The sequence below is a fragment of the Enterococcus wangshanyuanii genome (assembly GCF_002197645.1).
Taxonomy (GTDB): domain Bacteria; phylum Bacillota; class Bacilli; order Lactobacillales; family Enterococcaceae; genus Enterococcus_L; species Enterococcus_L wangshanyuanii.
In genome coordinates this window covers 2,859,167-2,884,437 of sequence record NZ_CP021874.1, presented here as the reverse complement: position 1 = coordinate 2,884,437, position 25,271 = coordinate 2,859,167, and the positions used below count along the sequence as shown (strand labels likewise).

Below are 25,271 nucleotides of genomic sequence, written 5' to 3'. Positions count from 1 at the left end.
AATCTGTCTTCCTTTCTTTAATCAAACCCATTTTCCTTCGCCATTTCTTTAAACCACAATCCAGATTTTTTCACTGTTTTTTCTCCTGTCGCTAAATCCAAGCGATAAAAACCATATCGATTTTTATAGGCATTGCCCCATGACCAGCAATCCACAAACGTCCACATATGATAACCAAGACAATTGCTTCCTTCTTCCATCGCTTTGTTCAAATACCTCAAATGTTCCTTCAAAAAATCGATACGGTATTGATCTTGAACGATCCCTTCTGCGATAAACGCTTCTTCCCCTTCGATCCCGATCCCATTTTCGGAAACAAACCAATCGATGTTGTTATATTCTGTCTGAATTTTTTTAGCAATATCATATATTCCTTTTGGATAAATCTCGATCCCTCGTGACGTATTCATTCGTCTGCCCGGCATCACATATTCGTCAAAGAACCATTCAGGTGAAAAAACACCTTGTGGATTCGGCACACATTCTTTCGCTTTGACTCTACGAGGCCGATAGTAATTGATGCCTAATAAGTCGATTTTCGTTTCACTGATCAATGCTAGATCCTGCTCCGTAACTTCCGGCAATTGATCATATTCTACTAATACTTCTTTTAGTTTCTCTGGGTACTTTCCTTTTAAAATCGCATCATTCACACTTTTCGTATAGAAAAGGTCTGCCATCTCTGCCGCATACAGATCCGCCGGATTTTGACTTCTTGGATACACTGGGATCACATCCATGATGATGCCGATTTTGCCCTCCTGTTTTGATTCACGATAGACGCGAACTGCTTCACAATGAGCCACGATGATATGGTGTAAAACCGTTGCTGCGCGTTTGAAATCAACAACATACGGATAATGACGATCATGAAGGTACCCTGCTTCAGCCGGAATCATTGGTTCATTAAAAGTAAACCAGTATTTCACTCGATCACCAAATAATTCAAAACACGTTTTCGCATAGTTTTTATATGCGGTGATCACTTCTCTATTTTCAAATCCGCCGATTTTTTGTAATTCCATCGGCATATCAAAGTGGTACAAATTGATAAATGGTTCAACACCTTTTTCAATCAGTGTATCGATCATGTCATTGTAAAATGCCACTGCTTTAGGATTCACGTCTCCAATACCATCTGGGATCAAGCGTGACCAGGAAATCGAGGTCCGGAAAGAGTTAAAAGAAATATCCTGCATTCTTTGAATGTCTTCTCGATAATTCCGATAAAAATAAGAAGTATTTTCTGTCGTTACTCCATCATAAAAGCGATGATTGTACTCTTTAGAAGCATAATCCCAAATATTTTCTCCTTTTCCATCCCCTGCTTGTCTGCCTTCCGCTTGTGTCGCGCTCGATGCCGCTCCCCAAAAGAAACTTTTCGGAAATTCTATGTTCATTTACCTTGTCCTCCAATATTGATTTTTTGTTGGCTAAATCGCTTTTGATTCTGCTTGCAGATTGCGCTTTCACAATCTATAATTGGAGTATAGCATTGATTATAATGTTTGTTATACGCTTTCATTTCTTTGTGATAATTGACGCCTTTTGTCACTTCTCACAATTTTGTCACAGTCTGTAACTACAAGGAGGACGCTATGCTTTTTTTAGATTATATCCCTGATTTGAATCCTTTAGAATATGAAATTTACCACTATATCGCGAACAATTTAAAGACTGTCACTTACATGCGCATCAGAGATTTAGCTACTGAAACACATACCAGTACTGCAAGTATTTTACGCTTTTGTCATAAATTTGAGTGTAATGGGTTCTCTGAATTCAAAGTCAAACTACATTTATATTATGAATCGATCAATCAGGCCCAAATTGCTGATGTCGATGAAACTCAGCATATTCACTTCTTAGAACGTGTCAATGAGCCTTTTCTTGATAATAAAATTGAACAAGCTGTCACACTTTTAGCAGATAAAGGGTTAGTCCTTTTTCTCGGTTCTGGTTCATCGGAACCAATTGCTGCCTATGGTTCTCTTTACTTCACTAATTTGTCTCAAACAGCTTTACGAATCGAGGATCCCTCCAATTACCCAATTGAATGGTTTCCTGATGATATCCTTGAACGAACATGCGTGATCGCCTTATCCGTCACAGGTGAAACGAAAGAAATCATTCACTACATCAAACGGCTAAATACAAAAAAATGCCCGATCATTTCCATCACCAACAGTGACAGCTCAACGATCAGTAGAATGTCCGATTTGAACATCCCCTATACGATCAATCGAGAGACGATCTACAAAACCAGTGATAACCATGACAAAACGATCGAGCTGACTTCTCAATTACCCGCCCTTTTCTTGATCGAAAAAATTGCTAAGCGCCTGAGATTACAAAAAAACATCTAAAAAAACACTGATAAGAGAGCAATTATAGCTTTCTTATCAGTGTTTCTAAATTATGCTTGTTTTGGCAATCCAGAAAACTCAAAATCATCTTCATGAATCAAACGCCAAGAACGTTTGGCTGTATTATAAATCAAAATAGCGATCACAGGTTCATTGCGGTAAGCAAAGTTTTTCGTTTTCCATAATGAATCTTCTACAACGTGGATCGGAATGTGATATTCTTTTCCTTTGATATCCATTTGATCGAAACAAAAGACCACACCTTCTTGTAAAATCGTCTTCATTTCTTTTAGGATATCGACATCCAATTTTTCAACCGGAATCCCTCTCTTAAAGAATGTTTTACGATCATTGACCTTTTCTAAAATCACTCGAGTGATTTTATCCGCTAAAATTCGATAAAATTCATCGATATAGCGATAATAAATACGTGTCATATGATCAACAAATTCAAAAAACACAAAATTATTTTGTAATTTATAAAAAAAGGGTGAGTGAAGACTTGTCTTCATATGACCAAAATAGAGCAATTCAGAGATTTCTAATGGTGTTAACTCTTTCAGCATCGTGACATCTGAAAAATCGATCCACTTGATTTCCTCATTCATTTTTCTGCGGTGAGTAGTTGAAAAATACTGATTTACATTATCTTCTCCGCGAATGATCTTCAAACCACTATGCATATCATATTCTCCTTCTTCTGCAGATGGATTCAGTAAAAGAAGATTTTTCGGGTGGTGAACGATCGAATGTGTAAAATCTGCATGTGTGATTCCTTTTGATAAAACTGCATTACTGGTCATGTCGATATGTACATAAATCAATTCTACCATTCGTTCGATCCCCCTATCGTTTTTCGTTACTTCCATTCTACAATATTTCTGTAATAAAAGCTTGTGTCTTTTATTTTAAGTTTCAGTTACAAAGAGTTAAAAATATTCCCTTTACCACAGTCTATAAAAGATATTTTTTTCTCAACGCCTCAAAGTCATCTCTATTTTTAACGACCCTTTTAAAAAACGAACTTTTAGAAAAAAATAAAGTTTTTAAGCTAGGGTTTCAAATCAACTTATGATACACTTATAAAAAAAGGAGGGAGCTTATGGCCTCAAGAAAAAAAGTACCTAAAAAGAAAAAATCCAGAAAACGAAATTGGCTGCTCAATATATTTTTATTCCTATTGCTGATCGTTGGTTTAGCTTTAGTTTTCAATACACAAATCAGAAACCTGCTGATCCAGCAAAATGGAAAAGCCTATGCAGTAGAAAAGCTAACACCTGACGATATCGAAAAAAACAATAAAAAAGATGTTTCCTTTGATTTTGAAGCAGTTGAATCACTCAGTACAGAAGCTGTCATCAAAGCCCAGTTTGGAAACCGAAATTTACCTGTAATTGGAGCAGTGGCACTTCCTGATGTTAAAATCAACTTACCGATTTTCAGAGGACTGGACAATGTTGTGTTATTGACAGGTGCTGGTACAATGAAACCCGATCAGGAAATGGGTAAAGGCAACTATGCGCTTGCCAGTCATCGTGTGCAAGATATGGTCTCGCTCTTTTCACCATTAGAGTATTCTAAACCCGGTGAGCTGATCTATACAACTGACTTGAATAACGTCTATACGTATAAAATCAATTATGTAGAAAAAATCGACCCTTCACGTGTCGAATTGATCGATGATGTTCCAGGTAAAAAAATGATCACTTTGATTACCTGTGGAGACATGTATGCGACAACTCGAATCGCAGTCCAAGGTGAACTGGAGTCTGTGACTCCGATCGATAAAGCAACGAAAGAAATGACAGATGCTTTCCAAATGGAACAAATGACCCTATAAAATAAAAGAAGACTGAAACAAAAAATGATCGATTTTTTGTTTCAGTCTTTTTATGAATGACTTGTCTTTCTGATTCGAATATACCCATAGCGAATGGTCGACAAAACTAAAACGATCGGATATAGAAATAGTGTCACTGCCAGCCATTCTGTAGTGAACACAGATAAGAAAGTGACATGATACGTAACAGTGTAAATCAAGGGCAGTACTATCGCCAATAAAATATAATACAAGCTCGTCTCAAATACAACTGTTTTATATGAGCCTTTCATCTTCTATTTCCTCCAATCTTTTTAATGATCATTTTACGTTGTTGCTCTACTTTTCTATTGTAAAAGATTCATAAAAAATATACATCCACCTTTAGTCTGAGATTTTGATTTCTTTTTCTATTTTTTATTCTTTAACCAAATAAGTTAGCCATGCATCGGTCCCTTGATCGACCATTTGGTATGTTTGGTTGAAATCCCCAGTATAATACGGATCTGGAACGTCTATGTTTTCTTTGCCAGTCACGCCTTCCATAAATAAGTGGATTTTCTTTTCCGTTCCATATGGTGCGATTCGTTTTAGATCTACTACATTTTCTGCATCCATTCCAATAAGAAGATCAAACTCCAAAAAATCCTGTTCTTTGATTTGTGTTGCTTTTATTCCACTAAAAGAAATCCCCTGCTTTGTTAAGATTTCTTGTGTACCTTGATGTGGTAGCCTGCCAACTTCCCAGCGACTAGTCGCAGCTGAAGAAACCTGCACCTGATTTTCCAACCTGTGATTTTTGACTTTCTCTCTAAATACAGCTTCTGCCATAGGTGACCGGCAAATATTTCCCAAACAGACAAATAGTACTTTTTTCATCTTATTCCTCCTCTTTTTATTATAATAACATAGGCAGCCGTCTAAATTTAAAGTGACTGGAACATAACTTTACGCGTTATATCCCAGTCACTTTCATTCCTATCTAAACATTGTTTGTGCCGCTTTCGCTAAGACCTTAGGATCTCGGTTATAAGGTGTCACTGGTATGATCTCTTTATCAATATCAAACAGCGTGTATACGGCAATTCGAGCTGCTCGAACAGAATACTCTTCTGTGAAGACCATATCTTTCGGTATTTCAACAAATTGACTGACCATTGCAAAGTTTGTACTATTTTCAGGTACAACAGATGGACGATCACTCATTTTTCTCGGTTGAAATTGGGCGTCGATATAAGGCATATATGCTGGAATCACATTGACGATGTCTTGTTTGATTTCTTCCCAGTCTGACTGCCAGCCCATTTGGCAAATCCATTCATAGAATATCTCTTCCCCAGTACAATCGCGCATTGGTTTTTTCACATAATCACCGATTTTATCTGTATAGATACCATAGCCCCAGAAAATCGTTGTATCAGGATTTTGATTTTTAAAATGTGGTTGTGCAGCCACAACAGTACTTAACAACCAGCTAGAATCTTTTAAGGTCATCAATGCACCTGAGCCAGGAATATTGCCTGAAAATTCTTCTATGCGTTTTAATAGCTTCTCACCTTTACAAGTCACAGTGAAGCTTTCCCAATTCGTTTCTTTTTCATTCCCGAAAAATGGTTCAGGATTTCCCAGACCCGCTTTTTTCTTAGCGATGTTGCGCCAAAGTCTTGCTGAACGTGATTCTTCTGTCACTTCAGGTGCTGGATGACTCCAGTCTCCTTCTGTTGAGCTATCGGTCATTGTGCCATTGGTCATGATAACTACATCTTCTTCATTTAATTCAATGGTTTCGCCATTTCCAAGTTTTAATGCGGTTACCGTAATTTCAGATCCAGGTTTAAATTCTAAATCCACGACATCTTCATTCAAGGTAAAGTCAACCCCATGTTTTTCGAGATAGGCTTTCAAAGGTAAAATCACACTATCATATTGATTCAACGGTGTGCGAGTCACACCTTCCAATGTATCGATTCGAGAAAATTCTAAAATCATCCGATTCATGTAGCGACGCAATTCAAATGCACTGCTCCATTTTTGGAAAGCAAAGGTCGTTTGCCACATATACCAGAAATTGGTTTCAAAGAAATGAGGACCAAACCATTCTTCGATCGTCACACCATCCAAATTTTCTTCTGGTGTTGCTAATAATTTAGACATTGCCAAACGATCTTCATTATCAAAGCCCATGGTATGCGCATCAAGAATCTCTTGTTCTTTTGTAACCAAACGTGTCTGTGCATGTGTTGGGTGTAAGTGGTCAAAGTTCAATATTTCTTCAGTTACACTGTGGTTAGGCCAGTCTAACGAAGGAATACTGCTAAATAGTTCCCAAAAATTTTCATAGGTTTCCTCATTCAGCATTCGACCGCCACGAGCTACAAAGCCTTTTTCATTCGTACCGATTCCATCATTGCTGCCGCCTAGAATTTTCATACCTTCGATCACATGGATATTCTTACCGCTGAAGTTTGCATCGCGAATCAAGTAAGCTGCCGCTGCCATCGTTGCGATACCTCCGCCGATCAGATAGACCTGCTTGTCACCATAATAACGGCTGTTGATTTCTTCTTCTACCTCGGTGAGCTTGCTTGTCTTTTTATCTGTCGCTGCTTTCTTAGCTAAAACCGCCGCTCCTAAAATACCAGCAGCCGCTAATCCAATATGTCTTTTCTTCATGAGAATCCCTCCGATTCATTTTATGAACCTAGCGTACAATGATTCCTTTGAAAAGTCTTGTGATAGCCTTTCCATTCCGTCAGCTTTTTAGACACTCTAGGCACTTTGTCACAATAACTCGTTTTCTTGTGCATAAAGACGATAAGAGAAAAATTCAGTATCTTTAGCCAAACGAAAAAGCTGTGTTGCAATCTCTAATGGCGATTCTTTGTAGCCACCTAAAATCCAATCGATCAGTACGCCACTGCAGCCATATGAAAAGAAGCGAGCATAAAAAACTTTGTCTTCTGGAAGTAATTGTTTTTCTTTATCCATCTGTTCAAACAAATGAATAAATAACTTATTTGTGATCTCAGAAAAACAGGTTCTTAAAATCTCAGAGTCAGAATCGACTGTATTATAGTAAAAATCACTTTTTTCTTGAATCGCTTTGAGCATTTTTAAGGCTTGCTCTTCCCAATTATCGATACTGGTATCCGGCGAGTCTAAATAAATCAACGCATCATGGGTATAGATCCAACGTAGTAAATCATTTTTATCTGTAAAATGGTAATAAAATGTCTGGCGGTTTAAGCCAACTTCCTTTGTAATATCCTGTACACTGATCTTGCTGAATAATTTTCGACCGCATAAATCAATCAATGCAGACGAAATTGCCTTTTTGGTAATCTGTGCTTCGCTCATCGTTTTGTCCTCACTTTTTTTAGATATATTCATCATACCAAATAATGGGGAAAATATATAAAATTGACGTATCTTTTTAAAGATTGTTAAGGGTTATTTCTTTAGCTATCTATTTCATTTTTAAAATAAATATGATTTTTAAAAGAACAAAAAGAGATTTTTTTATCAGTAATTCTTACTTCCCGTAAAATAAGAGAAAAGAATAACGACCCACTTCATGTTATATTCAACGTATTGCTAGTATCACATACATACTTAGCAAAAAAAATCTAAAAGGATGGATAAAATGATAAGTTACAAAAAAATACTTGGTGGATCACTTGTTGCTTTAGGTCTAGGTCTATTTGTTGGGCAATCTGCTGATGCAGCTTCAGTTTTAACTGAAAGCACAGATTTAAAAGGGTATGCAGCAACAATTACAACGCAAAATGATGGAACAAATGTATTAACAACAAAAAAAGGGGAGTATGTACTAAACGAAGATGCGAAAATTTACAGCTCAGCATCGATCATCATCACTCTAAACAATACTAAACCCGTAAATGTTAATTCAATCAATGCAAAACACACATTAGAATTACGCGGAAACGGAGAAATGAACGTTGATACTACCGACGATGTTGCGATCAATGTTGGAACACATTTTAGAGCATTTAAAACAACAAAATACGGTAAAGGGAAAGTTACTGCCTCTGCTGCAAAAATTGGATTGAACGTAAAAAATGAAATCCAAATGGAAGGCGGTTATGTTGAGGCTTCTGGTTCAGAATACGGTGTTTATAGCGACAACGATATCAAACCTTACTATGATGCTGTCCTTAAAGGTGTAAGTAGCAATGGTACAGGAATCTACGCTTACCGTGATATCTATGCATGGAAAGGCGCTACCGTTATTGGTGAAGGGAAAGTTGCCGGAGCACGTTCAATCATTGCACATATTCAAGCAGAAGATGCCGGAAGCTCAATCACTGGTATTTCTCACGATATCAATAGCTCATTATCTGCTTTACATGCAGACAAACAAATGCTGCGTGCTTATAATGGGGCAGTTGTTCGTGAAGAGTACGTAAAACCAGATTTTAAAATTTCTGATGAAGATCCGCTTAACTTGACACAACAATACACAACTGTTGCTCGCAATATGACAAATATGGCTAACTACAACTGGTCTTCAACACCAGAAAGCGTTTATTTAGCTGATGGCGGACTATTAGGTGACGTAGCAAAACCATTTAAAGACGGCACTGTTATTGGTACTCGTACAAATGCTGCAACTGCTGTAGGTAAAAACGAAGTAACACAATTGAAGAAAAATGGTACACACGAAGTTGTATTCTCAGGAACATCATCACATTATATCGTTCCTGTTGTTACTAGACATTATGTCGATAGTCAATTAGAAGGAAACTACGAATTATACAAAGAAGAAACTCATTATGTTGAAGTTGGTTCTTTAGTAAAAGTGGATGATTTCCAACTTGATTTCTCTTGGACGGAAAGTACGTATGAAGGTGCTGATAAAACAGACTTTATCGCAGAAAAAAATGGAACTCCTCTAGAAATTAACTACAAATATATCGCAGAGCTTTAATTAACCGAAAACCCCAGTAACTGTCAACGGCATCGCCGTTAGGTAGTTACTGGGGTTCTTTTTGTTATCTCATCATTCTGAGTAATAAGAATCATAGCCAAAATGTTCATATGCTAATGGCGTCGCAATTCTTCCTCTTGGCGTTCTTTTAATAAATCCTTTTTGAATGAGATAAGGCTCATACATATCTTCGACTGTTTCAGTTTCTTCACTGATATTGACGGCTATCGTACTTAGTCCAACCGGTCCGCCGCCATATAATTCAATCATCGTTTTCAATAATTTTTGATCGACATAGTCTAGTCCTTCGTGGTCTACTTGCAGCAAGGTCAATGCTTGATCCGCAATTGAGCGGTCGATCACGCCATCAGACTGTACTTGAGCAAAATCACGGACACGTTTCAATAATCGGTTAGCGATTCTCGGAGTCCCACGGGAACGACGGGCGATTTCAAAGGCGCCCTCTTCCACGATCTCCGTTTGAAAAATATCTGCTGAACGTTGAACGATTTCTTTCAGATCCTTGGTTTCATAATATTCCATATGAGAAATGATCCCGAATCGATCTCTAAGTGGCGCTGACAGCATTCCTGCTCTCGTCGTCGCACCGATCAATGTAAATGGCGGTAAGGGAAAATGAACTGGATGCGCCGTTGTTCCTTGCCCAACCATGATATCCACATAAAAATCCTCCATGGCAGAATACAACATTTCTTCTACAAGTCGTGGCAGTCGATGGATTTCATCAATAAATAACACATCCCCCGGCTCCAGTTCGTTCAAAATAGCAACGAGATCTCCTGCTCGTTCAATCGCAGGCCCGCTAGTCGTTCGAATATTGACTTGCATTTCATTGGCGATCACCATCGCCATTGTTGTTTTACCCAGACCAGGAGGTCCATACAAAAGGGTATGATCCAATGCTTCTTCACGACTTCGAGCGGCTTCGATATAGATCGTCAGCTCTTGTTTGACCTTATCTTGACCGATGTATTGTTCGAGAAATTGCGGACGTAGTGACTTTTCCAGTGATTCTTCACCTTCACTGCTTTGTGCAGAAAGCAGTCTTTCATCTTCTGTCATAGCTCTTCCTCCTTAACGCTTCATCATTAATTTCAATGCATTACGTAAATATTCGTCTGTCGCCTGTACGCCTAATTCTTCTAATCTAGGTGTGATCCGCTTGATTTCTTTTTCGCTGTAGCCTAAAGCACTTAATGCTTCTAAAGCTTCTGTCAGTGCTTGGTTACTTGAGGATACTTTGGACGTCTGGGTCATCGCTTCAACCGCGACGTCTGATGTCTCTAATTCCCCAAGTTTTCCTTTCAAATCTAAAACCATTTGTTGTGCAGTCTTTTTCCCTACTCCTGGGAATTTTGTCAGATATTTCGCGTCTTCACTTTCTATCGCATTGATCAAACCGCCATGATCTTCAGATGCCATGATCGCCAGCGCACTTTTTGGTCCAATCCCTGAAACGCTGATCAATTTCAAAAAGAGCTGTTTCTCGTCTAGATCACTAAAACCGTATAAGGTATGAGCGTCTTCACGAATAACTTGATGGACATAGATTTTGATTTCTTGCTCTGTTTTTCCTGAATAGCGATAAGGATTGCCTACTGAGATTTGATAGCCGATGCCGTTTGTCTCCATAACAATATAATAAGGACTGATAAAGGTCACTTTACCAAGGATATATTCGTACATAATTTCACCTTTCTGAGTGGGGGAATGTAATAAGCTGTTCACCACATTTTTTGCGTTTGGCACGCACATACGTTTCCATTCTAACACAACTTAAGGAAAAGCTGTAGCGCCAAAAGGCACCCTCACTCCTCTAAATAAAATAAACTTGCTTAAAGATTCAAGATCTTTAAGCAAGCTCATTGTTTCGTCGTTATTCAGAAATATACGTCCATTTATAATCGTAGGTTGCGCCAGCACCATGTGCAACGACACCTTTGACTTTTGAATTTCGTAGGTGAGCTTCCGCTTTTTGATAAACAGGGGCAACACCCATCTCATCAAGGATTATTTTTTCAGCTTGAACCATATCATCCCAACGTTTTTCAGGATCTCCTGCATTTGTCTTACCAGAAGCTTCAACTAATGCATCATATTCTTTGCTTGAGTAACGGCCTCTGTTATAAGCGCCGCCTGTTACAAATAAATCAGTAAAGCTGCTTGGGTCCGCATAATCAGCGCCCCAACCGCCCATAATCACTTCAAAGTCGCCATTTTTACCACGATCTAAACGCACCGTAAATGGTACATTTGTTACAGTTACATCCACACCGTCTAAGTTTTCTTTCACAGCACCTTGGATATATTCAAGGATTTTTTTCGTAGAATCTGTGTCGTCTCCAACGATATCAAACTTGAATGAATCGATCCCCAACTCTTTTTTCGCGGCTTCCCAATATTTTTTGGCTTGTTCTTTGTCCGCTTTTAAGATTCCTTTGTTTTCTTCTGCGAAGTCTTTATTCTCTTTTGGTGAAAATGACATGCCTTCTGGGACTAATCCTGTTGAGGCAATAGATCCATCACCTAAGATACGGTCAACAACAGCATCCCGGTCGATCGAGTAAGAGATTGCTTTTCTTAAGTTCTCATTATGATACGGAGAATCTGCATCTCTTTGATTAAATTCCAAGTAAGAAGTACGAGCTTCTTTTTGGATGACTAATTGTGGATCATCCGCCATTTGTTGAGCCAGTTCACCACTTAGAATCACATCATCTGTCTGACCATCTTGGAATAAGTTTAGAGAGGTCGGTGCTTCTTTAACCACTTTTACTTCGATTTTATCCAATTGAACAGTGTCTTTATCCCAGTATTGATCATTTTTCGTATATGACCATTCTGTATCTGTACCTGGACCGTCAAAGTCAGTCAAAGTGAATGGACCATTATAAACAGAAGCTTCACTCTTTGTTGCGTAGTCTTTCCCTTGTTCTTCCACTACTTTTTTATTTTGCGGGAAAAATGACGGGAAAGCGAGTAAGTAATCAAAATAAGGAGTCGTTTGCTCCAACGTTACTTCTAATTCATGATCGCCGTTAGCTTTGATTCCAAGCTCATCAAGCCCTTTTTTACCTGCAGAGACATCTGCTCCGTTTTTAACTAGTTCAAACATGTAGGCATATTCTGCTGCAGTTTTAGGATCTGCCGTACGTTGCCAGCCATAGACATAATCTGCTGCCACTACAGGATCTCCGTTAGACCATTTAGCATCTTCTCTAAGTTTGAATTTATATGTCAGTCCATCATCACTTTTTTCAGCCATTTCAATTGCACCAGCCGGCTGAGGTTTACTATTTTCATCTAAACGATACAGCCCTTCATAGACATTGTTTAGCGCTGAAAAACTAATTGTATTCGTTGCGACTGATAAATCAGCACTTGGCATTTCTTGTTGTACAACTACTCTAAAAAGCTGTTCCCCACTAGCTTTTTTATTTCCATTACTGCTACCTGTTGAATCGGTTTTCCCACCGCCTCCACATGCTGCTAAAACAAGTGTCGACAGCATCATAACACTAATTAATTTAGTCATTTTCGATTTTTTCATCTTATTCTCCTTAATAAATAATAATTTTCTTTTCAAATTTTAATATTTTGAATATTCTTATAATACTAAAAAGAAGCCAGAATAGCAACTGTTTTAGTCATATATAAAATAACAAGCGATATGAAAAGATAAAAAAAGAGGACTGGGACATAACTCTACGAGTTACGACCTAGTCCTCTTTAAAACGAATAAATGGTAGAAGCAGAAGTAACTCCTTCTTATTACTGTAAAACACAACGAAGAATGAGTTGATGCTTTCTCGTCAAAGACTCGTCGCAGATAAACAGTGTTGCACAGTACCTACTTGGTTCTCGGAGTTGAACACTTCTGATGTGACCCCAAAAAATTGTAGTTTCACGTACAACTTTTAGGGCGCATCTCATTCTGTCCCAGCCTCTTTTTATTGATCATTCGAATAAAGATTTATACTCTCCATATCCTTCTTCATCTAACTTTTCTACTGGAACAAATCTTAAGGCTGCTGCATTGATACAATAACGGAGGCCTCCTTGATCTTGCGGTCCGTCTGTGAACACATGTCCTAAATGCGAATCTGCTTCTTTACTGCGCACTTCGACTCGATGCATCCCTAGTGAAAAATCGGCTTTTTCCTTGACTCCGCGCTTTTCTATGGGATGAGTAAATGAAGGCCAGCCGCAACCTGCATCGTATTTATCAGTTGAGCTAAAGAGGGGTTCTCCGCTAACGAGATCTACATAGATTCCGTCTTGATAAAAATCATCATACTTACCTGAGAATGGACGCTCTGTTGCGTTCTCTTGCGTAACCGCGTATTCAATATCTGTTAATTTTTCTTTCAACTCTTCTTTAGATAGCTTTTCCACGACAAATCACATCCTTACTAGTTTTGTTAGTCTAATGATAGCATTATTCAGAAAAAAACACTTATTTCCTGTTTAGAAAATAAGTGCTTCTGTATTTAATCGTTCCACGGAATATCCAGATCAATATTTTTTGCAAGATCGATACTTTCTTGTCGCTTGGCTTGTCGAACGGCTTTTCTTGTTTCATAGCCTTGGCAGATAAAACGTTCTTCTTCCGTTTGAGGTTCGATCCTTTCTGGTAAATCAGCGCCTTTAGGTACAACAAACGTCATAAAGCATGTTCCTGCTAAATAACGTTCACCGGTAAATAAGTCTTCACCGATCACTTTGGCAAAAATCTCCATCGAGCGCGTTCCAACACCAGAGACATAGGCATCGATGCAAACAGAATGATTCGCTTTTAAGGGTGCCAAGAAATCTAAATGATCGACAGAAGCGGTCACGATTGCTGATCTTGATACACGTACAGCAGCAATTCCCGCCGTCTCATCCAGCCAGGCCATCAGCTGACCGCCAAATAGGGTTTTATGGAAATTTAAGTACGGATACGTAATAATATGGGTTTGAACCGCTCTGGTTTCTGAGCATTTCATCGATAGTCCTTCTTTCCGTTTTCTATTTGTTCTTAATCAAACGCAGGCAGCATCCGATACAGCGTGGCTACGGGGAGACCCATGATCGAATAATAATCGCCTTGAATACTTTTTATAAACAAAGAGCCTTGTTCTTGAATCCCATAAGCGCCTGCTTTGTCTTTGTATTCATCAGTATCTAAATAGCGATTGATCTCTTCATCGTTCAAATCATAGAATTCTACGGTTGCCGGAACAGTTGCCGAAGATTCTTGATCGTCTTTCATCAAAACGACACTTGTATACACTTTGTGTGTCCGTCCGCTGAGTTGCTTCAACATACGGAAGCCGTCTTCTCGTGATGTCGGTTTTCCTAAAATTTCGTTATCGATCGTAACGATGGTATCGCAGCCGATCACTAAGTCGTTAGGGTATTTCTTAGCAATATGCTTTGCTTTTTGCGTAGCCATCTCCAAAACATAATCCATTGGGGTAAAATAGCTTTTTACCTCTTCATTGATATTTGCTGGTACAATCTCAAAATCTGAGATGATTCGCCCAAGCAACTCCCGTCTGCGGGGCGATTGCGAAGCTAGGATTACTGCCATTTACGTCACCTTTTTCAATTTTTTAGTGCGGATCTTGAATCCGTTTAAACATTTTTTCCATATCGGAGTTTGTAAAATGAATCAAAACTGGTCGGCCATGAGGACAGTTAAATGGATTTTCGCATGTTTCCAAATCTTTTAACAACACTCTAGCTTGCTGTTCATCCAAATAATGATTTGCTTTGATCGAACGTTTACAGCTCATCATGATCGCTGTTGCTTCACGGAATTTTTTCACGCTGACTTTGCCTGTTGTTAAAAACATATCGATCATTTCACGAATGATGCTTTCTTCTTCACCAGCTGGATACCAAGTTGGATGGGCACGCACAATAAAACTATTTTGACCAAAGTCTTCCAAATGAATACCCACTTCAGCCAGAGTATCTTTTGCTTCTTTGATTTTCAGTGCGTCATTGTTCGGATAATCGATCACGATCGGTACTAAAAGCTCTTGAAGATCATCTGAAACTTCACCGATTTTTTCTCTAAAATACTCATATTTTATCCGTTCTTGCGCAGCATGTTGATCGATGATATATAGTCCATCTTTACTTTGAGCAAAAAGATAGGTGCCATGCATTTGACCGAAATATTCTAACTCTGGAAAACGTTCTTTTGGACGTTCTGCTGAAAGTTTGTTTAACGCCTGTTCTAACTGGCGATCAGAACGAGTGGTCGAAAAATCAAACTCTGGATGGTGACTCAGTTCTTCTTCGTAAATTTGTTCGTCAATCACTGTCGTTGGTTCTGTTTTTATCGCTGCTTCGTGCTGTTCCGCAGAAGCTTCCTCAACAGGCGACTGCTCTTGATTCGGTGAACTAAAGGCATAAGCCATCAGCGCTTCTTTATCAAGTTCAGCTGTCGACTTTTCTGGTAATGGCTGTGTGGAAAAATCGGCCTTGGTTTCTTTGACAAAGAAATTTCCACTCGTAGGATCATAGCCTAAACTGCCTGGTTTTCGAATAGGTTTAGCTGTCTCTTCCTGTTCTGTCAGCGGAATTTCCATTTGTTCTACTTTTGGCTGCTGCTCGATTTTCTTTTTAAAGCGCAGATTGTCAGCTGCATTTGGAATTAGCTGTTCGTGACTCAAAACTTCACGAATTGCTTCACTGATAAGTGCCATCAATTCCTTTTCTTTACTCAAACGAACTTCCTGTTTCGTTGGATGAACATTGACATCCACTAATAGCGGGTCCATTTCGATCTCTAAAACAGCAATGGGAAAACGACCAACCATCAATTTTGAACCATATCCATCAACAACAGCCTTATTCAAAGAAAAGTTCTTGATATAGCGCCCATTGATGATCGTAGATAAATAATTGCGGCTCGCTCTCGTCACTTCTGGTAAAGAGACATACCCAGTCAATTTAAAATCTAAATCTTCTGCTTCGATTTTCAGCATTTTTTTAGCGGTACTAATACCATAAATTCCTGCGATCGTTTGTTTTAGATCCCCATTGCCTGTCGTGTTCATCATTTTATTACCGTCATGAACTAAACGAAACGCAATATTTGGATGACTGAGCGCTAAACGATTGACGATATCTCCTACATTCGCTAGCTCAGTCTGGATCGTTTTCACATATTTCAAACGTGCTGGCGTGTTGAAAAATAGGTTAGAAACAGTGATTTTCGTTCCCTTCCTCAATGCCGCTGGACGGTGCTCTTCCACTTTGCCGCCCTTCATCTGGATAAAGCTGCCTTCACCTTCTTCTGAGACGGCTGTTTCTACGATAATTTCTGAAACAGAAGCGATACTGGGCAGCGCTTCACCACGGAAACCTAAGCTACGGATGCGGAATAGATCATCTCTTGTATGGATTTTACTCGTTGCATGACGTTTAAAGGCATTTAAAATATCTTCTTTTGCAATACCATCACCATTGTCGATCACTTGGATCGTTTTCAAGCCCGCTTCTTCAATGAAAATATCGATTTGTGTGCTGCCGGCATCGATCGCGTTTTCGACAAGTTCTTTCACAACGGATGCAGGACGTTCGACTACTTCTCCAGCAGCGATCTGATTGGCAAGTTGTTCTGATAATTCTTGAATTTTCCCCATCTGTCCCATCCTTTCCTGGTTTTACGTTCGTTAGATTCTTTTTTGTAGTTCGTGCAGTCTATTTAATGCATCCATCGGTGTCATTTCCAATAGATTCATTTTTTTCAACGTATCGATGACACTTAATTCATCAGTTGACACTTCTTTGAATAAGGATAGTTGCTCTGTATCTTCCTTGATTTCATCTTTGTATTCAACAGCCTTAACTGGCTGCTCTTCTGATTCCAGCGCCGAAAGAATGGTCGCTGCTCTATCCAAAAGATCGCTTGGCAAGCCAGCAATTTTAGCTACGTGAATCCCGTAGCTCTTATCAGCAGGTCCGTCCATCATTTTATGAAGGAAGACAACTTCTCCATTTTTTTCCACAGCACCAACATGAATATTTTTTAGCCCTTTCAATGTTTCATCCAAGACGGTCAATTCATGATAGTGGGTAGAGAATAGCGTTTTTGCTTTGACTTCTCTATGGATATATTCAATGATCGCTTGTGCCAAAGCCATGCCGTCATACGTTGCAGTACCGCGTCCCAGCTCATCGAATAAAATCAAACTATTAGGTGTCGCATGACGAAGTGCCTGATTGGCTTCCATCATTTCTACCATGAAGGTACTTTGTCCTGCAATCAAATCATCTGACGCACCGATCCTAGTAAAAATTTGATCGAATATCGGCAACTCTGCTGATTCGGCAGGAACAAAACAACCGATTTGCGCCATCACTACTGTGAGTGCGAGCTGACGCATATAGGTACTTTTACCGGACATATTCGGTCCCGTGATCAAAAGAATGATGTTTTCTTTGTTCATATGCACACTGTTTGGGATATATTCTTGATGTCCTAAAACTTTTTCAACAACCGGGTGACGGCCTTCCACGATATGAAGCTCTTTACTGTTGCTTTTCAAGATCGGGCGAACATATTGGTAACGCTCGCTGACTGTGGCAAAAGCTTGCAGCACATCCACCGCACTGATTGTTTTCGCTAGTTTTTGCAGCCGCTCGATATTGGCTTTGACTTTTTCACGAACTTCTAAGAATAGCTGATATTCAAGATCGACTGATTTTTCTTCTGCTTCTAAAATCAAAGTCTCCATTTCTTTGAGTTCCGGCGTAATGAAACGCTCAGCATTTGCCAATGTTTGCTTGCGCTCGTACTTACCTTCTGCTAAATTAGCTAAATTCGACTTGGTTACTTCAATGTAATAACCGAAGACACGGTTAAAGCCGACCTTCAAGGTTTTGATTCCTGTTTCTTGACGTTCTTTTGCTTCTAATTCTGCCAGCCATTGTTTGCCATGACGCATTGCATCACGATATTCATCTAATTTTTCATTGTAATTGTCTTTGATGACATTTCCTTCTGTAATTGCCAATGGCGCTTCTTCATTGATTGCTTGATCGATCAGCTCAACGATGTCTTCTGCTGGATTCAAGTCTAAAAGCAACTCGTTCCATTCGCCTTGATTGATGCCGACGATCAACTCACGGACTAACGGTACTTGCTCCAATGACGTTTTCAGCTGAATCAGATCACGACCATTCACATTACCAAACGCAACACGTCCAGCTAAACGTTCAAGGTCATAGACTTTGGTCAAAGTTGCTTGTAAATCGACCCGCTCAAAATAAGCATTCAATAGGGATTGAACCATTTCCTGTCTGGTTCGGATTTGCTTTTCCTGAATCAACGGACGATCCAGCCATTGCTTCAATAAACGGCCGCCCATTGCCGTTTTTGTTTCGTCTAATAGCCATAAAAGTGTGCCTTTTTTCAAACCAGTGCGGATCGATTGTGTTAATTCTAAATTGAATTTTGAATAATGATCCATTTTTAGGAAATGGTCTGGCTGATATTCCACCGCTTTTTGGATGTGCGCTAAGCTGCGTTTTTGCGTTGTGGTTAGATAAGTCAATAATTTCCCTGTGACTTCGACTTGTAAAGGTTCTGTCAGCTCACTTGTTAGAAAGTTGAATTCGGCATTTTCTTCCGCTTCTTTTTGCTCCGAAAAAATGATATTCAATCGGCTTTTTAGTGTTTCCTGTAACGTTTCTGATAAAGGACTCCCTAGAACCATTTCTTTCGTTTGTAGAGCAGACGCTTCATTGATCAGTCCGTCTTCATCACTTAAGACGGCTGTTTTTAATTCCCCTGTACTTAGATCGACATAGGCTAAACCAAAGTGTCCAGCGGCCTCGACTACAGCAGTCAAGTAGTTGTTGTCTTTTGCTTCTAAGCCTTTACTGTTCATGACCGTTCCCGGCGTAATCAGCTGAACCACTTCCCGTTTGACCATTCCTTTGGTCGTTTTCGGATCTTCAACCTGTTCACAGATAGCAACTTTGTAGCCTTTTTCGATCAACGTATCAATATAGCCTTGCGCTGCATGATGAGGGATGCCGCACATGGGGATCGGCTCATCTGCATTGCGATTACGGCTAGTCAGCGTTAATTCTAATAGTTGGGATGCATTGATCGCATCTTCATAAAACATTTCGTAAAAATCACCTAAGCGATAAAAAAGAAATGCATCCTGATACTGGTCTTTGATTGCTAAGTATTGTTCCATCATTGGCGTATTTTTGGTCTTTTGCGGCATTGTTACCCTTCTTTCTCTAGTTCTTCATTGATTCTATATTGGATCATGTCAGTGACATGCTGTAATAAGTCATTGGCTTCCATCAGTTGCTCACGATATGCCACTACCAATGGATGTTCATCAAATTCTTTCGTCAGCTCATCGGCTCTTTGAATAGCAGCTTTTTCCGCCTCTGGTTTGTCATAGTGGGCAAACTGGACAGCATCTTTTTGAGCCGCTTTGATCTGTTCGACCAGCTCTGTCAGTTTTTCATTATTTTGGACTTTTTCTTCTATTTTCTTATAACGTTCAATCAGTTCATCTTCACCGATCAAAGCGAGTAGTTTCATTAATTCTTCGTTGATTTTTTTATCTGTAATGGATGGCTCCATGATTTCACACCTTTATTCTTGAGTAGGATTTTATTCTAAAACAAGTCTATTTATTTTAACATAATTCAGGCAGAATCTACAGTTTGTGGAGAGAAAAAAGCGGAGTGTCCTGATTTTGAGCATCACTCAACTTCTCTTTTATACTGTCAATAACGTAGTCGTTAATTTCTTTGATTAATGAATACTTATTCGAAGTATTTTTCCCAATCTATCCAAAATGTATACACAAAACGGTATCAGTTGTTGTTCACTCACTGATTCTGTAAAAAAGAACGATATTAGTGGCCTTTTCCCACCAATATCGTTCCAACAAATTCACCTTCTTATAGCTTGAATGGCGTACACTTAATAAAATTCAAAAAGACTAGTAAAGTTTTTTTAATCCATAAGCAATAAGCATAGTTAGCTTTTTGTTACTATCAAAAACTTAATTAGTGAGTTTACGATTACCTGTTAAGGCTCTATTTTCTCGACACCAATCAATAAAGTAAATTGCCTTTTTCAATTTATAAAAATTATACTTCCAAACTGCTCTTGACTTGTTTTAATAGCTCTATTAATTCACCTTCTTCTGAATTTTTTTCTATCTCAATTTTTGTATTTTTTTCTAAATAGTTATAAAAAGTTTTAAAATCTAAATACGCTATTTGGTCTATCTCGACAGCTGGAGAACCTAATTCAACTAAAACATGTTTATCATCTAGTGGTTTAGGTAATTGAGCCATATCATAGTCATCTAAATCATTTTTAAAAGAAACAAAAACTATCTCTATTCCATATCCCTTTTTTTCTTTAAAAGCAGATAAAGCTTTCTTTAAATCTTTTCCACATACTATTGAAAAATAGGTTAACATAAGTTGGTCTACGCTTTTCTTATCATTTAAAATTTGAAGTTCATTTTCCATAACATCACAATCCAATCATTCTAGTTAAATACAGGGAAAAAGTTAGTTACTTCTCCTGTATCATTTAAATAGCCTATAAACTTTACACCATTTGGAGAAGTTCCAATAATTGTTCGACCATCTGGTTGGATTCTCCCGTTATTCATAGCAGTTCTTCCCCATTCATACATTTGATTGTCACTAATTTTTGTTGGGTCATAAACTGTTTTTGGTTTTTCAATATTTTTATAAGATACTGGCTCAGCAATATTACCAGTCGTATCTTTTCTAGGTATTTTGTATTCAACTGCATAAATACCATCAATAGTTGGGTGTGGTTTTTTTGAAACAATCAAATCTTCTGGATTAAACCCTTGATCTTTAAGTGCATTGTTGAAATCATCCATATTATGACCACCGACAACACCTTTTTTAGTATTGACCGCCTCTACATTTTTCAAATGATTCTTTGAATTACTTCCAAATTTGAAATTATTACCTCTACTGCTATTGCCTTTCTTGTATGTTCCATTTCCTGTACTTTTACTTCTATCTAATACATAATTTTTTCCATTTTTACTACCCGATAATACACCGTTCGTTCCACTAACTTTCGTATTACTTCTACTCATCGTTCCAGTCGGTCTCAACGAGGCTGTCAACGCCTTCTGTGAACCATAATCTTTCAAATTCCCATAAATCGAAGGTCCCATATTCATTAAACCAACATTCATCATGAAAGAATTCACGGCTATATCAGCACCAGCTATTTTCGCTGCTTCTTGCAATGCAGCCATTTCTCTTTCTACTCTAGCTTTTCGATTGATCTCAGCGATTTCTTTCTCGCGTTTCTCCCATGCATTTCCTATTGTAATCATCCAACGGGTATCTTTCAAGTTCTTTGGAGAAAACATGCCGGTCTTTGGATCGAAGCCTTTGCCTCCTGAAACTTGGGCTAACCCTTGATTGACGGCAGCTTGTAAGCTTGTGACTTCTGTAAAAAGTGTAGAAGAAAAGGCATGGAAAGCTAGGAGTTTTTGTAATTGTTTTTCCAGCTTTCGTTTTGCACTTGTATAATCTGAGACCAGTCCCCTTGCTTCTCTAAGATGCTGCACACGTTCGCTAGAAACTGGCAGTAATTGTTTTATTTGATCCATTTGATTTTGCATTCCTTGGATCTGTGTTTCATATCGCTGGATCTCAGCTTCCAGTTCAGAGGATCTCAAATCACAGCTATCTACTTGTGATACATAGTCATTGGGTAATTTTCCGACTGCTTTTCCCGTTGCTTCCGCTACAAGGATCGCTCCTTGAATCAGTGGAATATAGACACCTTGAAAATAGGATTTACCTGAATCGTAGGCTTGGCTTCTCAACAGGGTATCTTGTGTAAACTGACCAATAGCCGCTTGTAATGTCTGAAATCCGGCCTGATAGCTTTCGCTTAACGCGCTGGCACTGCTTCCTTGTGCTTTAGAAGAACCTAAGTACATATCAATACTCATCGCTGTCCTCCTTGTCTACTAGTACTCTCTTTTTTTCGTAATATAGCTCATCTTGACGATCTTCCATTTTTCTCTGTTCTTTATGTAATTGCTCTTTTTGATCCTCTAAATGATACAAGATCCCTTGCTGTTTCTGCTTACTTTGCCACTGCAGCTCTTCTATTTCATCTCTATCTTCTCCAATAAAATGATCCAAACGATCCATCAGCTGATTGCCTTGAAAGAAAAGTTCATGGTAATTTTCTTCGATCCTTTGTGTATCCCGTTGGACTTGGATCATTTCGTCTAGCTCATGGTCGATTTTCCGTTCCTCTACTAATAAATCATCCCATCTTGACTGGTTTTCGTTCATACATTCACCTCAACCCACGCATCATTTTACGAATCGTTGCATCCGCCTCATCAAATTCCGTTGCTACGCTCTTTATATTATTGGCATCTGTTGCAATGGATGCGCTGATCGTCTGTACCATAGACTGCAACTCTTTTATCGCATTTTTGGCTGCCGTATTTCCTGAAATCGTTGATTGCTCATCTGTAACGATGGATTGCTGGCTGTTAAGGTCATCCATCGCAGAAAAAATCCCTCTTGCGAGTTCTCCAGCAACTGCACTATTGCTACTAATTGGTTCCATCAAATCAACCCACTTCCTCATTTAATTATCATTATGATAATTATAGATTACCATAAGAATTGTTTGGATTTTTTCATAAATCTCGTGATAGATAACTATTTTTGATACTTATTTCATTCTTATAACCATTTTAATCATGCTTAATGATATTCATATTTTTAGCATGTTTGTTGATTACTTTGTTTCTCTTAGTCATATCATTGACAATCTATGTATGAAATAGAAATAAAAAAGTTGAGCGCATCCTGATTCAGAACGTTACTCAACTTTATGATTATTAACTACTCTTCAAATCCTTCTTCTTCCTCTAACTCTGGTAAGTCAATCGTTTCAACCGCTTGTTGCCCAATCGTTGTTAGATAGGCAGCTAATTCATCTACATTTTCCAATGAGGAAACAGCCGCTTCAATCACCATTGCTAAATTAAGTCCGGATACAACTCGCAATTGAGGATAGGTTCCCATCGCCATCATAGCAACATTGCAAGGCGTTCCACCTTTTAAATCTGCTATAACGATCGTAGGAACAGCCCCATTTTTTTGTAAAATCGCTTGTAATTTGGCTTGGGTACTACTTAGACCATCGTCTGCTTCCATTGAGACGATTTCAGCATTCACTAAATCGCCAACAATCATTTGAGTAGAAGCAAATGTTTCCTTAGCCATATTTCCATGACTCATTAAAATCAATTTTGGTTTCATAACTTCCTCTTTTCACCTCATTTATGTTAAAACTTCTGATATACGTCCTTCATGTTCTGCCAATAGTTGTTTGGCTTGCTGGTAATCAACAGCTGCTTTAGCCATAACGATCGCTGGTGCAACTTCTAAGTGAGCAGCTTGTAAATATTCTTTCGCCTGTTCTTCATCAATTTCAGCCGCTTCTTTGATGATGTTAGCTGCACGCTGCACTAATTTTTCATTCGTTGGCTGCACATTCACCATTAAATTTTGATAGATATTCCCGATTTTGATCATGATACCTGTCGAAAACATGTTTAAGACCATCTTTTGAGCGGAGCCCGCTTTCATTCTTGTTGAGCCTGTAATAACTTCTGGCCCCACGATCGGTGCAATACCAATTTCTGCTATTTGATTCATCGGACTTACATCATTACACGTCACAGAAATTGTCAATGCGCCAACTTCTTGCCCGTATTCAATCGCTGAAATCGCGTATGGTGTGCGCCCGCTAGCGGCAATCGCAATCACTACATCCTGTGCTGTTAGTTGGTGCTTTTTCAAATCTTCAATCGCTAATTCCTTTGAGTCCTCTGCTCCTTCAATAGCTTGATACATCGCTTTTTCACCACCTGCTAAAAGACCAAAGGCACGCTCAGGTGGAACACTGTATGTTGGTGTCAATTCAATTGCATCTAAAGCGCCTAAACGTCCAGAAGTTCCTGCACCACAATAGATCAAACGGCCCCCTTTTTTAAACCGTTCTGATGCTGCATCGATCGCTTCAGCAATTTTCGGTAAGACTTTTTGAATCGCTTCAGCAACTTTTTGATCTTCTTGGTTGATCAGCGTGACCATTTCGATCGTTGATCGTTGATCGATATTTTTTGTCGCTTCATTTCTGGCTTCTGTTGTCAATCCTTCTAACTTCATACTGCACACCCCTACTTCTCTTTTAGACGGCTGACAAGATCACTGGTCTCGATCATATTTCGCTCAATATCTGTGTCTAGATCATCTTGGATCGATCCTAGATACAAGACATCTCCCACTGCCATAGAAGAAGCGATCGAAGAGATTGCCCCCACGCGAATCAGATGTTCGTTATTAGGAACAAGCAATACTTCATCACTTAATGAGCGGACTGTTTCTCCATCATTACTGGTAATGAAAATGACTGTTGCGCCTTTTTTCTTCGCAATTTCACTGGCAATCAATGCTTCTTTCGTTAATCCACTATAGGATACAGCAATCAAAATATCTCGGTCAGTCGCATAGTTTAAAAACTCTAACATCATATGACTATCATAATTAAAAATTGCTTGACGGCCTGCTCGATTAAACTTGTGATACAGATTGTATGTCGTAAGCGATGACGCACCAATGCCTACTAAATGGATTTTCTCCGCTTTTTTTACATGAGTAATAGCTCGTTGCAAAGCTTGTTTATCTACGGTATAAAATAAGTCTTCGATCGTTGCATTTAATAACGACTCTACCTTCATACAAATCGTATCTACCGAATCATCTGCTGCTATGATTGGATCAATATCTTTTTTGCCATTCCCTGTTGCCTGTTTCGCTGCAATCGATAGCTTCAGCTCTTCCCAGCTGTCAAAACCTAGCTGTTTCGAAAAACGTGTCACAGAAGCTGGCGATGTTTCACTATTACCGGCAATTTCATTGGCCGTCAATGAGAGAAGACGGGTCGGATCCTTCAATATATAATCTGCTATTCTTTTATTTACTTTAGAAAAATCCTTATATTTTTGTCTGATTGAACGGATCGGATCCATCTTCT

25 protein-coding genes are annotated in these 25,271 nt (G+C 38.8%); 3 read left to right on the top strand and 22 right to left on the bottom strand.

Annotated elements, in window-relative coordinates:
• Window positions 1-17: 17 nt before the first annotated feature.
• A complete protein-coding gene (locus tag CC204_RS14395; protein ID WP_088270803.1) occupies window positions 18-1,400 on the bottom strand; it encodes a glycoside hydrolase family 1 protein in 1,383 nt (460 codons plus the stop codon).
• A gap of 198 nt (window positions 1,401-1,598) precedes the next feature.
• Between CC204_RS14395 and CC204_RS14390 the strand changes: the two genes are divergently transcribed.
• Window positions 1,599-2,366: a MurR/RpiR family transcriptional regulator gene (locus CC204_RS14390; protein WP_088270802.1), complete on the top strand. Its 768-nt coding sequence runs from the start codon at window positions 1,599-1,601 to the stop codon at window positions 2,364-2,366.
• 50 nt (window positions 2,367-2,416) lie between these two features.
• Here CC204_RS14390 and CC204_RS14385 read toward each other — a convergent pair whose 3' ends face one another.
• Window positions 2,417-3,199, bottom strand: coding sequence for a hypothetical protein (locus CC204_RS14385; RefSeq protein WP_088270801.1), 783 nt, complete (start codon window positions 3,197-3,199; stop codon window positions 2,417-2,419).
• Between the two features lie 269 nt (window positions 3,200-3,468).
• Here CC204_RS14385 and CC204_RS14380 point away from each other — a divergent pair, with 269 nt between their 5' ends.
• Window positions 3,469-4,206, top strand: coding sequence for a class A sortase (locus CC204_RS14380; protein ID WP_088270800.1), 738 nt, complete (start codon window positions 3,469-3,471; stop codon window positions 4,204-4,206).
• 50 nt (window positions 4,207-4,256) lie between these two features.
• Here the strand turns inward: CC204_RS14380 and CC204_RS14375 are convergent, their stop codons facing one another.
• From CC204_RS14375 to CC204_RS14360, 4 genes are all read right to left on the bottom strand, one after another.
• Window positions 4,257-4,478, bottom strand: coding sequence for a hypothetical protein (locus CC204_RS14375; protein ID WP_088270799.1), 222 nt, complete (start codon window positions 4,476-4,478; stop codon window positions 4,257-4,259).
• Between the two features lie 124 nt (window positions 4,479-4,602).
• The gene (locus tag CC204_RS14370; protein WP_088270798.1) at window positions 4,603-5,064 is read right to left on the bottom strand and encodes a low molecular weight protein-tyrosine-phosphatase; all 462 of its coding nucleotides are present in this window, start codon (window positions 5,062-5,064) and stop codon (window positions 4,603-4,605) included.
• A 99-nt stretch (window positions 5,065-5,163) separates the two neighbouring features.
• Window positions 5,164-6,858 (bottom strand): oleate hydratase, encoded by a 1,695-nt coding sequence (locus CC204_RS14365; RefSeq protein WP_088270797.1) that lies wholly within the window; start codon window positions 6,856-6,858, stop codon window positions 5,164-5,166.
• Between the two features lie 108 nt (window positions 6,859-6,966).
• A complete protein-coding gene (locus tag CC204_RS14360) occupies window positions 6,967-7,542 on the bottom strand; it encodes a TetR/AcrR family transcriptional regulator (protein WP_088270796.1) in 576 nt (191 codons plus the stop codon).
• Between the two features lie 286 nt (window positions 7,543-7,828).
• On the opposite strand from CC204_RS14360, the gene CC204_RS14355 reads away from it, so the two are divergent.
• Window positions 7,829-9,133, top strand: a complete 1,305-nt coding sequence (locus tag CC204_RS14355; RefSeq protein ID WP_088270795.1) for a hypothetical protein — start codon at window positions 7,829-7,831, stop codon at window positions 9,131-9,133.
• A 72-nt stretch (window positions 9,134-9,205) separates the two neighbouring features.
• Here the strand turns inward: CC204_RS14355 and ruvB are convergent, their stop codons facing one another.
• The 16 genes from ruvB to CC204_RS14275 form a co-directional block, all read right to left on the bottom strand.
• Window positions 9,206-10,216, bottom strand: a complete 1,011-nt coding sequence (ruvB, locus tag CC204_RS14350) for a Holliday junction branch migration DNA helicase RuvB (RefSeq protein WP_088270794.1) — start codon at window positions 10,214-10,216, stop codon at window positions 9,206-9,208.
• A gap of 12 nt (window positions 10,217-10,228) precedes the next feature.
• Window positions 10,229-10,840 carry a Holliday junction branch migration protein RuvA gene (gene ruvA, locus CC204_RS14345; protein WP_088270793.1) on the bottom strand — a complete coding sequence of 204 codons (612 nt, stop codon included), beginning with the start codon at window positions 10,838-10,840 and terminating at the stop codon, window positions 10,229-10,231.
• A gap of 190 nt (window positions 10,841-11,030) precedes the next feature.
• Window positions 11,031-12,704 (bottom strand): peptide ABC transporter substrate-binding protein, encoded by a 1,674-nt coding sequence (locus CC204_RS14340; protein ID WP_088270792.1) that lies wholly within the window; start codon window positions 12,702-12,704, stop codon window positions 11,031-11,033.
• A 407-nt stretch (window positions 12,705-13,111) separates the two neighbouring features.
• Window positions 13,112-13,549 (bottom strand): peptide-methionine (R)-S-oxide reductase MsrB, encoded by a 438-nt coding sequence (gene msrB / locus CC204_RS14335; RefSeq protein WP_088270791.1) that lies wholly within the window; start codon window positions 13,547-13,549, stop codon window positions 13,112-13,114.
• A gap of 95 nt (window positions 13,550-13,644) precedes the next feature.
• Window positions 13,645-14,142, bottom strand: coding sequence for an acyl-CoA thioesterase (locus CC204_RS14330; RefSeq protein WP_088270790.1), 498 nt, complete (start codon window positions 14,140-14,142; stop codon window positions 13,645-13,647).
• A 32-nt stretch (window positions 14,143-14,174) separates the two neighbouring features.
• The gene (locus tag CC204_RS14325; RefSeq protein WP_088270789.1) at window positions 14,175-14,729 is read right to left on the bottom strand and encodes a Maf family protein; all 555 of its coding nucleotides are present in this window, start codon (window positions 14,727-14,729) and stop codon (window positions 14,175-14,177) included.
• Window positions 14,730-14,751: 22 nt separating this feature from the next.
• Window positions 14,752-16,797 carry a DNA mismatch repair endonuclease MutL gene (gene mutL, locus CC204_RS14320; protein ID WP_088270788.1) on the bottom strand — a complete coding sequence of 682 codons (2,046 nt, stop codon included), beginning with the start codon at window positions 16,795-16,797 and terminating at the stop codon, window positions 14,752-14,754.
• 30 nt (window positions 16,798-16,827) lie between these two features.
• Entirely contained in the window at window positions 16,828-19,395 is a 2,568-nt protein-coding gene (gene mutS, locus CC204_RS14315; RefSeq protein WP_088270787.1) for a DNA mismatch repair protein MutS, read from the bottom strand.
• 2 nt (window positions 19,396-19,397) lie between these two features.
• Complete coding sequence (locus CC204_RS14310; RefSeq protein ID WP_088270786.1) at window positions 19,398-19,766, bottom strand: YlbF/YmcA family competence regulator; 369 nt, start codon at window positions 19,764-19,766, stop codon at window positions 19,398-19,400.
• Between the two features lie 515 nt (window positions 19,767-20,281).
• Window positions 20,282-20,671: a hypothetical protein gene (locus CC204_RS14305; protein WP_088270785.1), complete on the bottom strand. Its 390-nt coding sequence runs from the start codon at window positions 20,669-20,671 to the stop codon at window positions 20,282-20,284.
• A gap of 20 nt (window positions 20,672-20,691) precedes the next feature.
• On the bottom strand, window positions 20,692-22,155 hold the full coding sequence (locus CC204_RS14300; protein ID WP_088270784.1) for an EndoU domain-containing protein: 1,464 nt from the start codon (window positions 22,153-22,155) through the stop codon (window positions 20,692-20,694).
• Window positions 22,145-22,507, bottom strand: coding sequence for a DUF3958 family protein (locus tag CC204_RS14295; RefSeq protein ID WP_088270783.1), 363 nt, complete (start codon window positions 22,505-22,507; stop codon window positions 22,145-22,147). Before CC204_RS14295 ends, CC204_RS14300 begins: the two co-directional genes overlap by 11 nt.
• 4 nt (window positions 22,508-22,511) lie before the next feature.
• The gene (locus tag CC204_RS14290; RefSeq protein WP_157894304.1) at window positions 22,512-22,790 is read right to left on the bottom strand and encodes a TIGR04197 family type VII secretion effector; all 279 of its coding nucleotides are present in this window, start codon (window positions 22,788-22,790) and stop codon (window positions 22,512-22,514) included.
• Between the two features lie 281 nt (window positions 22,791-23,071).
• Window positions 23,072-23,491 (bottom strand): PTS sugar transporter subunit IIA, encoded by a 420-nt coding sequence (locus tag CC204_RS14285; protein ID WP_088270781.1) that lies wholly within the window; start codon window positions 23,489-23,491, stop codon window positions 23,072-23,074.
• 21 nt (window positions 23,492-23,512) lie between these two features.
• Complete coding sequence (gene murQ, locus CC204_RS14280) at window positions 23,513-24,403, bottom strand: N-acetylmuramic acid 6-phosphate etherase (RefSeq protein ID WP_162288358.1); 891 nt, start codon at window positions 24,401-24,403, stop codon at window positions 23,513-23,515.
• 11 nt (window positions 24,404-24,414) lie between these two features.
• A complete protein-coding gene (locus CC204_RS14275; RefSeq protein WP_088270779.1) occupies window positions 24,415-25,266 on the bottom strand; it encodes a MurR/RpiR family transcriptional regulator in 852 nt (283 codons plus the stop codon).
• Window positions 25,267-25,271: the final 5 nt, after the last annotated feature.